Below are 12295 nucleotides of genomic sequence, written 5' to 3'. Positions count from 1 at the left end.
GACCGCCGGACGGACAGCGGTGAACGACGGCACCTCGGGGCCGTACCGCTCCCGCCGCCCCCGAGCGGGCCCGTCCCTCACATGACGTACGCCTGCCGTCTCTCGATCGAGCAGGAGTCGATCGACCGTCAGGCGATCATCTGTCCGATCGACGCGGCCGCCCGGCGCAGGGTCTGGGCCAGCGGGGAGACGGAGTTCATCTGGTCACCGAGGTCCACCCCGGACACGCTGATGGCCGCGACCGGTGCCTGGCGACGGGAGAGGACCACCGCGGCGATGGCCTCCACGCCGGGCACCGCCTCACCCCGGGACAGGCCTACGCCACCCGCCGAACGAACGCTGGCGAAGGTGCCGGCCAGTTCAGCCGCCCGCTCGGCGCCGATCGTTTCGACCAGCCGGTCCGGCTCGTAGTAGGCCAGTATGCTGCGGCCGGTCGCCGTGCTGTCGATGGGGAAGGTGTCCCCCACGCTCAGCACGAGATCAAGGGGAGTGCTGGGGGTCCAGATCCGCTCGATCACCGCGGAGACATCGCCGACAGCGACGGACAGGTTCGCCGTCCAGGGCTGATCGGCGATGTCGTTCGCCTGGAGTTCGACCATGTACGGCAGCGCGAGCCTGCGCACCAGTAGATCGTCGAGGTAGCGATTGGCCAGCAGGATGGATGCCGGACCGACACCGAAGAGCCCGCGCTCTTCGACGACCATGCCCTGCTGGAGCAGGGACCGCAGCAGCCGGTGGACCACCGTGCGGTCCAGGCCGGCGCTGCGGGCGATTTCCTGTACGGACATCGGGGCCGTGCTGTCCCGTAGGAGGTTGAGCAGGTCGAAGGCCCGGGTCACCGATTGGACCACTGACCGCCTGGCCACCGATGCCTCGGGGTCCTGGGTCTGCTTCGTTGTCACGGGGCCTCCACGGCGAGGTGATGCCGGTCAGTGGGTGTGCGGAATGCGTTGACCTGGAGCGCAATACGACAACACTATGCGTATTGCGCTGTCTACCTTGTCATGTCTGGTTAACCGGTTTCCAGCCGGTGGAGGTGAGGGCCTCCTCGGCGAAGCGCATGTCGAGGACCTCGTCGTAGGCGAATGCCTTGCCGTCGGTGTCGGCGACGAGTCGGTTGTCGAACCACGCCGCCAGCGAGTCCCGGGGAACGATCGGGGACCGCCAGGAGAGTTGGACGAGCTTCCAGGCGTAGTCCCAGATGGGCTGTTCCAGTTGGCTGAAGCGAGTCCTGCGGAGGAGTCTGCCCGCCTCCTGCGGGTTCTCGATCAGGGCGCGCATCGCGCGGACGTCGGCGCGGACCAGGGCGCGGTAGAGGTCGGGGTTGGCCTCCACGTCTTCGGCGCGGGCCTGGAGCGTCATGCCCTGGACCCGGTCCGCGCCGTCGATCTCACCGCGCTGGTTGACCAGCAGTTGCACTGCCCCGAACTCCAGCACGGCCTTCTCCGCGGCGGGCGGTACCCCGACGAAACCGTCGATCTGGCCGTTGGCCAGCGCGGCCAGGGAGTTGGCCGCGGTCTGGAGGGGGACGATTCTGGCGTCCTTCGACGGGTCGAGGCCGGCTTGTCTGAGGGCGAGTCTGGTGAACCCGTCGGTGATGCTGCCGGGGGCGGTGATGCCGAAACGCCCGCCGCGGACCTTGCCGATGGCCGCCCGGCGCTCGGCGAGCGGGCTGTCCGCCGTAACACCGACGCGTTCGGCGAACTTCTTGCTGAGCACCAGGATCGACGGCATGGAGTTGGTGTGTGCGAGGAGGACCTTGAGCCGTCTGCCCTTGGCGACGGCGGAGAGGAGTTCACCCGGTGCCGAGAGGTTGGCGTGCCCCTCTCCTGAGAGCAGTCCCGTCATGGCGGCCGGACCGCCACCGAGGGGTATCCGCTTCACGGTGAGCCCCTCCTTCTTGTAGTAGCCGTCGTCCTCAGCGAGGTAACTCACCGACCACAGCAGGAGGGAGTCCTTGGCCGCGTGTACGAGTTCCACGGTGCCGGAGCCGGCTCCGGCGGGAGCCGGCGGCTTCGAACACGCGGTGAGGAGGGGAACGGTGGCAGCTCCGGCCGCCGCCCAACCGAGGACGCTGCGGCGGGAGGGTCTGGGGACGGACGGGCGGGTGCCGGGGCGTTGGGGCAGCATGGGATGACCTTTCGTACACGAGTGGGTGCGGGGTCGGCCGTACGGCTCAGGCGTCGGCGGCCCCGGTGGGCGGCCCGGTCAGGGCCGGCGGGGAAGCGGAGCGGCGGTCAGCCGGTGGCGGGGCGCCAGCGCAGGGTGCGGCGCTCCAGCAGGCTCACCGCTCCGGTGAGCGCGAGACCCAGGGCCGTGGTGACGAGCAGCGCGGCGAAGGAGCCCGCGGTGTCGTACTGGTTGGCAGTGACGGAGATCAGGTAGCCGAGGCCCTCGTTGGAGGTGAACATCTCGGCGACCACGGCGCCGATGAGGGCGAACGGGACCGACATCCGCAGTCCGGCGAAGACCCAGACGAGAGCCGAGGGGATGAGCACCTGCCGTACCGCGTCGAACCGGGAGGCGCCCATCACCCGGATCACATCGATCAGGTCGCGGTCGACGTCCCGTGCCCCGGCGAAGGTGTTCATGAAGACCGGGAAGAACACCAGGGTGGCCGCGAAGAGCACCTTGGTCTCCAGGCCGATGCCGAACCAGAGGATGAACAGCGGGATGAGCGCGACGCGTGGGATGGAGTTGAACGCCACGAGGAAGGGGTCGAGCGTCCGGGCCACGAGCGAGCTGACGCCGAAGAGCAGTCCGACGGCGATCCCGGTGGCGGCTCCGGCGACGAAGCCGAGTGCCGTCTCGACCAGCGTGGCCCATACCGCGGGCAGGAGTTGACCGTCCCCGGCGAATTCGGCCAGCGCCGACCACACGGCTCCCGGACTGCTGATCCAGAACTCCGAAACCAACCGACCGGATGCCATCTCCCAGGAGAGGAGCGCCACCAGGGTGAGCGCCACCCGGGCGACGACGACGATGAGGGTCCTTCTGCGGCGTTCACGGATGCTGGGGTCGACGAGGAAGACCTCGTCGACCGGGTCCGCGGTGCCGGTGGGCGTGCTGCCCCTGTTCCCTTTACTGCCCTTGCTGCCCTTGCTGCCCTTGCTGCCGAGCATTGTTTCGATCATGGCTATGCCTCGCTTCCCTGGTGGATGTCCTCGCGGAGCGCCGACCACAGCCGGTCGAAGTACTCCCCGAAGCCGGGTTCGAACCGGATGGTGAAGGGGTCGCGTGGCCGGGGTAGTTCGATGCGTTCGACGGCCTTGATCCGGCCTGGCCTGGAGGACATCACGATCACTCGGTCGGCGAGCGATATGGCCTCGGTGAGGTCGTGGGTGACGAAGACGAGTGTTTTGCCGGTGCCTTCCCAGGTGCGCAGCAGTTCGGCCTGGAGCACCAGTTTGAGCTGGGCGTCGAGCGCTCCGAAGGGTTCGTCCATGAGGAGGACGTCGGGCTCGTAGACGAGGGAGCGGGCGAGTTGGGCCCGCTTGCGCATGCCGCCGGACAGTTCGCTCGGGTAGTGCTTCTCGAAGCCGCTCAGGCCGACCAGTTCGATCTGGCGGGCGAGCCGTTCGCGCCGCTCGTGCTTGCCGAGACGGGCACGTCCGCCGAGGCCGAGGGGGAGGGCGATGTTGTCCTCGACGGTGCGCCAGGGCAGCAGATTGTCCTTCTGGGTGATGTAGGCGACCTCGGTGTTGACCCCGGTGAGGGGGTGGCCCCGGTAGAGCAGCCGTCCGGTGCCGGGTTTCATCAGTCCGGCGGCGAGGTTGAGCAAGGTCGATTTGCCGCAGCCGCTGGGGCCGACGATGGCGAGGAGTTCACCGTCGCCGACCTCGGCGGTCACCTGGGACAGCGCGTGTATCTGTTGGCTGCCCTTGAAGAAGACCTTGGATATGTCGTGGAATTCCAGGATCGGGGTCATATGCACCGTCCGCGTTGTTCACGAGGTCAATCAGGGTGGAATCAATAACTCCTTGAGCGCATTGCGCCTACCGCGTGCGTAAAAGTGCCTCAGTATCAGTACTAACGCAGGGAGTGTCAACGCTTCCCCGCAGCGGTCCGCTCGATCTCTTCGAGCAGTACATGCAGGTCGACGGCTGCCTGGAAGTCCGGGATGAGGCTGTCCCGGTGTCCGTCGCGCACCGCGGCGGTGAGGGCGGCATAGGCGGAGGCCACATTGTGTCCGGGGTGGGAGGCGGGCAGCGGCGAGGGGTACGGCAGACCGTCGTGCGGCGCGATCTCCTCGCTCGTTCCGCCGAGCGGGGTGATGGCGAGGGTCAACCCGCCGAACTGCGGCTGACTCGTGCCGGTGAGGGACAGGGCCCCCTCCGTACCGAGGATCTCCAGTGCGAAGGTCTCGCGCGGGCCGGTCTGCGAGATATGGGCGACGGTGACGACGCCCGCGTGGTCGAGCACCGTGATCAGGCTGTCCGGTGCGTCACGTGGCAACCGCTCCCCCGTGTCCACCAGGAACTCCGGCACCGCGGACCACAATCGTGCACTGTCCACCCGAGGTCTGCCCAGGATCACACCCAACATGTCGAGCGTGTGGCCGGCTTGGATGGTGAGCACATTGGCGCCGACTGAACGGTGGCGCAGATGCGCCCGGTGGGCGGGCCTCGGTAGCAGCCCGTGCGGTAGGTGCAGCCGCAGGTTCGCTGACAGGGGCCTGCCGACGCGCCCCGAGGACAGCAGCGCGGCGGCCGTCCCGAGATGCGGTGAGTAGCGCCCCTGAAGGCCGGTGACATGGACCTGTTCCGGGTGGGCGGCGGAGAGTTCCGCGAGTTCACGGGCCTGGCCTGAGCCGGTGGCCAGAGGCCATTCACAGTAGATGTGCTTGCCCGCCCCGATCGCCGCCTTGACGATCTCCGCGTGCCGGGGCACCCGGACGGTGACCGCCACGATGTCCACGTCCTTGTCGTCCAGGACCCGGTCGAGGTCATGGGTGGCGGGCACCCCCCACCGTGCGGTGGCGGCCGACGCGGACTCGGGCGATGAGGTCACCAGGCCCTTCAGTCGTACGTCGTTCAGCGCGGTGATCGCGGGGATGTGCGCCGCGCCGCTCCAGTGGTCGGCGCCGGCGCCGACCACCGCGACGCCCAGGGTGTCTGTCTTCATGGGGATCTCCGGTTCAGGTGTAGTGGTGCGGGGAGCGGCGCAGCGCTGATTGCTGGGTGTGGTCGTGCTGCACCCACAGGACCGCGTTCTCCTCGGCGAGCAGCGCCGCGGCGCGGTCCATGCTGCGGAGGGACTCGTTGTGGTCCGCGTTGAGTGGGGGGACCGTGCGTTGTGTCCAGTTCTCCAGGCTGTGCACAAGGTCGCCCGAGATGAGTACCGGCCCGGTGTCCGGCAGCCTCACCAGCAGTGACTGGTTTCCGGGGGTGTGTCCTGGCAGGCGCAGGATCACCACCGATCCGTCGCCGAACACATCGTGGTCGCCGTCCAGCGCGGTCACGGTGTGCTCCCGCAGACAGGCGTACGTTCCGGGGTCGAATCCGTGGTCGCCGGGTGAGGCGGAGAAGGCGGCCGCGTACTCGTCCTGTTGGACGAGCAGGGTCGCCCCGGAGAACAGGGGGGTGTTGCCGACATGGTCGGGGTGGAAGTGGGACAGCGCCAGGAAGTCGATGGTGTCGGCCGGATGTCCGGCCTCGATGAGTTGTCGTTCCAATGAGTCGTTCACATGGAAGACCGCGATGTCCCCGACGGTGTGCCCGTCCGGCTCCTTGGCGAAGGCATCGGACAGTCCGGTGTCCCAGACCAGGGTTCCGTGTGGATGGACGATCAGATAGCAGGAGTCGGCGAGGGTGCGGCGGACCCGCTCGCCCGCGTCCGGCTGGAACAGGGCCCAGTCCAGGATCTCGATGGTTCCTCCGTCGAGGACGTGCAGTTTCACTGTCATTGCTTCTCCCAGTAGCCAGCGACCTGGTCGTACGCCTGTCGGCGCAGCGCCTCTCGGTCGTCCGGGTGTGCGATCTCGATCATGTGGCGGACCCGTTCGTTGATGGGGCTGCCGCGAAGTTCCGCAACGCCGTACTCGGTGACGATCGCGTCCGCTTCGGCCCGGCCGGTGGTCACGATCCCGGAGGAGAGCCGGGGCACGATCCTGCTCGTTCCGGACGTGGTGCGGGACGGCAGTGCGATGATCGAACGGCCGCCGGGCGAGGCGAGGGCGCCTCGTACGAAGTCCACTTGTCCGCCGATCGTGCCCACATAGGCCGATCCGGCGACCTCGGCGGAGACCTGGCCGGTGAGGTCCACCTCCAGTGCGGAGTTGATGGCGGTGAAGCGGGGCAGCCGGCGCAGGACGTTCGGGTCGTGGGTGTGACTGACCGGGTCCACCCTCAACCGGTCGTTGTGGTGAGCGAAGTCGAAGAGCCGCCGGGTGCCGAGCAGGCCCCCGGTCACGCTCACCCCGTGGTCCACCGTTTTGACGGTGTTGGTGACCGCTCCGGACTCGATCAGGTCGACCACCGCATCGCCGATCACTCCGCTGTGCAGGCCCAGGTCCCGGTGGCTGGTGAGGAGTCCGGCGACGGCCCCCGGCACGCTGCCGATCCCGAGTTGCACGGTGGAACCGTCAGAGATCAGTCCGGCCACCTGGGCCGCGATCGCCAGGTCCACGGTGGACGGGGGGCGGCTCGGTACCTCGACCAGCGGGCGGGAGGTGTGTACCGCCAGGTCGATGAGCCCCGCGTCGAGAGGGTGCTGGGAGAAGGTCCACGGGGCCTGCTCATTGACCTCGGCGATCACCGTACGCGCTGAGGAGAGCGCCGCCGCCGCACATCCACCGGCCGCGGAGAGGCTCAGTTCACCCCGTGCGTTCTCGCTGACCTGTGCCAGTACGACATCGATCCGCAGCGTACGGGAGGTGATGAGCCGGGACAGCTCGGACAGATGGATGGGCAGGATCTCCATCGCCCCGGCACGGCACAGCGCCCGCTGGGAGCCGACGGCGCCCAGGCCGGTGAAGCTGAGCACATCGGCGTGTCCGGGACGGACCACATCGGTGAAACCGGCGCCGCCGAAGACCACGTGGAAGCCGCCGATGGCATGGCGCTGTGCCAGCAACCGCTCGATGAGTGGCAGTGGTTCGCCGGCTCCCTGGGTCCAGAGCACGGTGTCACCGGGCCGCACGATCGCGGTGAAGTCCACGGCGTCAAGGGTGGTGACGCGGGCGTGGTCCAGAGCGGTGGCGGTACGGGCATGGTTCGGCGAGGTCATGACGCGCCCACCACCCGACCGTGCGGCGGCGTGCCTCCGGCGAGTACGGCGCGTACGTTGTCGAGGATCTGCCCCACCTCGTCGAGCACTCCCAACCGGGAGCCTCCGGCGATGTGCGGGGTGAGCACGACGTTGTCGAGCGCACAGAGCGGATCGCCGCCGGGGCGGGGCTCCACCTGGTGCACATCCAGTCCCGCACCGCCGAGCCGTCCATCGGCCAGTGCCTGGCACAGGGCGCGTTCGTCGATGAGCCGGCCGCGGCCGGTGTTGATGAGCAGCGCTCCCGGTCGCATCATCGCTATCTCGGCCGGCCCGAGCAGTGGTGCGTGGATGCCTGGCCCGGGTATGTGCAGGGTGACGATATCCGCTTCGGCGAGGAGGTCGGGGAGTGTGCGGTAGGAGGCCCCGAGCTCTTCTTCACGGGTGCGGGGTTGCCGGGCGCGGCCCGTGTAGAGCAGTCGCATCCCAAAGGCTCGGGCTCGTTCGGCGACCAGTGAGCCGACCTCGCCGAGGCCGACGATACCGAGGGTGCGGCCCTCCAGACCGCCGAGCCCGCTCAGCCCGGCCCAGTTGTAGGTGACCTCCCTGCCCGGCCGCCCGCTGCCGGCGCGTACGGCGCTGTCCGCGGCCGGGAGCCGCTTGACCAGGGCGAGCATCAGCAGCAGGGTGTGCTCCGCGGTGCGCACCAGGCTCGGCCTGGGCAGGCAGGACACTTCGATGCCGCGCTCGCGGGCGGCATCGAGGTCGATCCCGGCGGAGCGGGTGCCCAGTCGCTGCACCATGCGCAGCCGGGGTGCCGCTTCGAGCAGGGCTCGGTCCGCGGTTCCCCGCCGCAGTATCAGGACGTCGGCGTCCTCGGGGCGGCAGACGATGGATGCGTCGCCGTGCGGGTCGAGCCCGGAGCGCAGCGCGCGTACGGCGGTCATATCGGGAAGGTCGGGGGCGAAGAAGTCTGCGACTTCCTGCCACTGGGACGTGTTCCGGGCGGTCAGTAGCCGCCGCACCAGGGTCAGGACGTGGTCGTCGTCGAGGAAGGCGATGCGCGGGGGCGCTGCGGTGTCGCCTTCGGGGGTGGTTCGCTGGGGACGCTCGGGCGGATGCGCGCCGGTGTCGTCGGGGTCTTTGGGGCGCGGTGGTGTCCGGGTGGTCACGCCATCGCCCCGCGGAAGTCCGGCCGGCGCTTGGCGCGCAGCGCGTCGCCGCCCTCCTTGGCCTCGTCCGTACCGAAGTACAGGGCGAGGGCTTGGAATCCGAGGAGTCCGATGCCCCTGATGCTCTCGCTGTCGGCGTTGAAGGAGCGCTTGGCGATGGCCAGGGCCGTTGGGCTCAGCGCGTTGATCTCGCGGCACCACCGGTCGACCTCTTCGTCCAGTTCAGCGTCGGGCACCACCTGGTTGATCAGCCCCATGCGCAGGGCCTCCGCGGCCGGGTACTTGCGGCAGGTGAACCACATCTCCCGGGCCTTCTTCTCACCGATGGTCCTGGCCAGCAGCGCGGTCCCGAAGCCCGGGTCGACCGAGCCCATCTTCGGTCCGGCCTGTCCGAACACCGCGTTCTCAGCGGCTATCGCGAGGTCGCAGAGGGTGACGATCACATTGCCGCTGCCGATCGCGTAGCCGCGTACCTTCGCGATGACGGGCTTGGGCACGTCCCTGATCGCGCTCTGCATCTCCTCCACCGGGATACCGAGGACGCCTCGGCCCCGGCCGACCCGGTCGGACTTCTTCTCCGTGGAGTCTCCGCCGACGGCGAAGGCGCGGTCCCCGGCGCCGGTGAGCACGATGACGCCGATGTCACGGTTCCAGCCGGCACGTTGCAGGGCGTCGGTCACCTCGCGGTAGGTGTGTCCTCGGAACGCGTTCAGCTTGGACGGGCGGTTGAAGGTGATGGTCGCGACATGGTCCTTCTCCTCGTAGCTGATGTCCTCGTAGACGATGTCCTCTTGCTGGTCCTGGGTCATGGCCTTCTCCGGGGTGTTGGTGTTGGTGTTGGTGTGGGCGGGGGCAGGCGGGTGTCATGGTGTGGCGAGGATCGGGTGGAGGGCGCTCTTGTCGACCTTGCCGTAGGCGTTCCTGGGGAGTTTTGGGACCAGGTGGTAGCGGCGGGGACGCTTGAAATTGGCGATCAGGCCGCGGCAGTGGGCGTCGAGGGCGGCCGGGTCGGCGTGGTCACCGCCGGCCGGTACGACGAACGCGACGACGAGCTCCCCCCATTCGGGGTCGGGGACGCCGACCACGGCGGCCTCGGCGACGCCGGGGTGGGTGACCAGCGCCTCTTCGACCTCACGGGGGTGGATGTTGGAACCACCGGAGACGATCAGTTCCTTGGAGCGGCCGGCCAGGGTGAGATAGCCGTCTTCGTCGAGCACTCCGAGGTCGCCGGTACGCAGCCAGCCGTCGTGCAGAGCCGCGGCCGTGGCCCCGGGGTCGCGCCAGTAGCCGGCCATCACGGTGGCGCCCTTGACCTCGATCTCACCGGTGCGGCCGGGTGGCAGAGCTTGGCCGTCGGGGCCGCTGACCCGTACGCGGACGGCGCTGTGCGCGGTGCCCACACCGGCCAGGCGCTGCTCGTATCGGGGGTGTTCGGTGTTCTGGTGGTCGGCCCTGGACAGCTTGGTGATGGTCATGGGTGACTCGCCCTGGCCGTAGATCTGTACGAAGCGGTGCCCCAGGACGGAGATGGCGTCATGGAGGTCGGCCAGGTACATGGGCCCGCCGCCGTAGATCACGGTCTTGATGCCCCTGCCGTCCGTCCGCCGCCCCCGGGCGGCGGTGACCAACCTGCGCACCATGGTGGGCGCGGCGAAGAGGGACATCTGCCCCAGCTTCTCGGCCAGGGTCAGCACCTCGTCCGCGTTGAACCTCCCGGTGGCGGGGAAGACATGGCGGGAGCCCGCTCGGACGTGGATGAGGCCGGACAGTCCGGCGCCGTGGGAGAGCGGGGCCGCGTAGAGCACCGCCTCACCGGGGCCGACCGGGTCGACGTCGGCGACCTGGCACAGGGCCATGGCGAGCAGGTTTCCCTGGGTGAGCATGACGCCCTTGGGGCGGCCGGTGGTGCCCGAGGTGTAGAAGAGCCATGCGAGGTCGTCCGGTCCGCGCTCGACGGGTTCGCGCGGCCCTGGGACGTCGCGCCAAGGGGCGTCCGCCACCGGTACCACGGTCGCGCGGCCGACATCGGATGCGGTGGTTTCGATGTCCGGGGTGCCGGTGGCGCTCCCGTCGGTGGCATCGGAGTCGGTGAAGACGACGGTGGCGCCCGCGTCCTCGACGACGGCCGCGGTCTCACCGGCGGTGAGTTTGCGGTTGATGGGCACGGCGACGGCGCCGCACCACCAGATGCCGTACAGGCACTGAAGGTACCGGGCCGAGTTGGTGAGATGGAGTGCGACCCGGTCACCTGGGGCCACACCGTGTTCGGTCCTGAGCCAGGCGCCCACGGACGCCGAGGAGGCGGCGAAGGATGCGTAGTCGGAGACGATGCGGTCGCCGGTGAGCAGAGCGGGGGCGGCGGGGGTGCGAAGGGCCGTGGCGGCGAGCCAGTGCGCGATGTTCATCTGTGTGACCTCCCTATCGCAGCAGGATCTGCACGGTCTTGAGCTCCTGGAACTCCTCAAGACCGATCTGTCCGAACTCACGGCCGGTGCCGCTGTCCTTGTAGCCTCCGTGCGGCATGTCGTCGATGCCGGCCGTGTTGTAGCTGTTGACGAAGACCTTGCCGGTGCGGATGCCCTTCGCCACTCGGATCGCGGTGTCCAGGGAGCGCGTCCAGACCCCTCCGGCAAGTCCGTACGCACTGTCGTTGGCGAGCGCGACGGCCTCCTCCTCGGTCTCGAACGGGATGACCGCGAGGACCGGGCCGAAGACCTCTTCCTGTGCGAGCCGGGAGGAGTTGTCGACCTGGTCGAACACCGTCGGCTCCACGAAGTGGCCCTGTTTGAGTGCGGGATCGCCTGGGACCCCGCCGCCGGTGACGAGATGGGCCTCGGACCGTCCGAGGTCGATGTAGCCGAGTACGCGCTCCCGCTGCTGCTCGCTGATGAGCGGGCCCATGGTGGTCGCGGGATCTCGCGGATCGCCCAGTACCTGGGCGCGGGCGTGCCGGGTGAGTGCCGCGAGGAACTCGTCGTGGATGTCGCGGTGCAGCAGCAGCCTGCTGCCGGCCGAGCACTGCTGCCCGCTGTTGAACGTGAAGGCGGTGAGGGCGGTCTGTGCCGCGTCCTCGAAGGGGGCGTCGGGGAACACGATGTTCGCGGACTTGCCGCCGAGTTCGAGGGCGACCCGTTTGGTGTTGATCGCGGCCGACCGCATCACGTCCCGCCCGCTGGCGGTCGAACCGGTGAAGGCGATCTTGTCGACCTTCGGCGAGGCGGAGAGATGGCGGCCCACCACCGCGCCGCGCTCGCGCTGGGAGGTGATGACGTTGAAGACACCGTCAGGCAGTCCCGCCTCGGTGAGGAAGCGGGCGAGCAGCAGCGCCGGGCCTGGGCAGAGGTGGGAGGGCTTGGCGACGACGGTGCAGCCGGCGGCCAGCGCCGGGGCCAGTTTGCACACCACGCCGAGGAGCGGGAAGTTCCAGGCCGTGATGAGCGCGGCGACCCCGATCGGTTCACGCAGGACGAGCCCGAGCGCGTTCGGGTTGCGGTCGCTGACGGCCGAGCCCTCGGCGGACAGGGCGAGTCCCGCGTAGTAGTCGAGGCACCGTGCCGCGGCGGCCACTTCACCGAGCGCCAGGGTGATGGGCTTGCCGGACTCCAGGACCATGCGCTCGGCCACCGTTCCCGCGTGCTCGGTGAGCAGCCGGGCCGTCGCGCTCAGCACCTGGAAGCGGACACGGGCGGGAGCGGTGGGCCACGGTCCGCGATCGAACGCGTCACGGGCGAGGTCGACGGCCATGGCGGCGTCGTTCTCGTCACCGTCAGCGAAGACGCCGGCGGGCGTGCCGTCGAAGGGGCTGAGCCGTTCGAACACCGCGCCGGACAGGGCCGTTCGGTCGGTACCACCGAGCCAGAGTCGGTGGTGAGGGGGCTGGGATGTCATGGAAGTTCCTCCGGGATCGAGTGTTCGGG

At 69.2% G+C, this 12295-nt stretch carries 11 protein-coding genes; all 11 read right to left on the bottom strand.

Features of this window, described 5'->3' with window-relative positions; translation table 11 throughout:
* Positions 1-128: 128 nt before the first annotated feature.
* Complete coding sequence (locus NBG84_RS41200) at positions 129-902, bottom strand: IclR family transcriptional regulator (RefSeq protein ID WP_250922221.1); 774 nt, start codon at positions 900-902, stop codon at positions 129-131.
* Positions 903-1002: 100 nt separating this feature from the next.
* Positions 1003-2130, bottom strand: coding sequence for an ABC transporter substrate-binding protein (locus tag NBG84_RS26985; RefSeq protein WP_250922220.1), 1128 nt, complete (start codon positions 2128-2130; stop codon positions 1003-1005).
* A gap of 107 nt (positions 2131-2237) precedes the next feature.
* Complete coding sequence (locus NBG84_RS26980; RefSeq protein WP_250922219.1) at positions 2238-3134, bottom strand: ABC transporter permease; 897 nt, start codon at positions 3132-3134, stop codon at positions 2238-2240.
* Between the two features lie 2 nt (positions 3135-3136).
* The gene (locus tag NBG84_RS26975; protein WP_250922218.1) at positions 3137-3928 is read right to left on the bottom strand and encodes an ABC transporter ATP-binding protein; all 792 of its coding nucleotides are present in this window, start codon (positions 3926-3928) and stop codon (positions 3137-3139) included.
* Between the two features lie 116 nt (positions 3929-4044).
* Positions 4045-5124: a Gfo/Idh/MocA family protein gene (locus NBG84_RS26970; protein ID WP_250922217.1), complete on the bottom strand. Its 1080-nt coding sequence runs from the start codon at positions 5122-5124 to the stop codon at positions 4045-4047.
* A 13-nt stretch (positions 5125-5137) separates the two neighbouring features.
* Entirely contained in the window at positions 5138-5905 is a 768-nt protein-coding gene (locus NBG84_RS26965) for an N-acyl homoserine lactonase family protein (protein ID WP_250922216.1), read from the bottom strand.
* A complete protein-coding gene (locus tag NBG84_RS26960) occupies positions 5902-7227 on the bottom strand; it encodes an acetyl-CoA hydrolase/transferase family protein (RefSeq protein ID WP_250922215.1) in 1326 nt (441 codons plus the stop codon). The genes NBG84_RS26965 and NBG84_RS26960 overlap by 4 nt, the downstream gene beginning before the upstream one ends.
* Complete coding sequence (locus NBG84_RS26955) at positions 7224-8378, bottom strand: 2-hydroxyacid dehydrogenase (protein WP_250922214.1); 1155 nt, start codon at positions 8376-8378, stop codon at positions 7224-7226. The genes NBG84_RS26960 and NBG84_RS26955 overlap by 4 nt, the downstream gene beginning before the upstream one ends.
* Positions 8375-9187 (bottom strand): enoyl-CoA hydratase-related protein, encoded by an 813-nt coding sequence (locus NBG84_RS26950; RefSeq protein WP_250922213.1) that lies wholly within the window; start codon positions 9185-9187, stop codon positions 8375-8377. The genes NBG84_RS26955 and NBG84_RS26950 overlap by 4 nt, the downstream gene beginning before the upstream one ends.
* 54 nt (positions 9188-9241) lie before the next feature.
* Positions 9242-10783 carry a class I adenylate-forming enzyme family protein gene (locus tag NBG84_RS26945; protein ID WP_250922212.1) on the bottom strand — a complete coding sequence of 514 codons (1542 nt, stop codon included), beginning with the start codon at positions 10781-10783 and terminating at the stop codon, positions 9242-9244.
* Positions 10784-10796: 13 nt separating this feature from the next.
* A complete protein-coding gene (locus NBG84_RS26940; RefSeq protein ID WP_250922211.1) occupies positions 10797-12266 on the bottom strand; it encodes an aldehyde dehydrogenase family protein in 1470 nt (489 codons plus the stop codon).
* Positions 12267-12295: the final 29 nt, after the last annotated feature.

This window comes from Streptomyces albipurpureus (assembly GCF_023701525.1).
Classification (GTDB): Bacteria; Actinomycetota; Actinomycetes; order Streptomycetales; family Streptomycetaceae; genus Streptomyces; species Streptomyces albipurpureus.
This window is presented reverse-complemented; position numbering and strand designations above follow the sequence as displayed.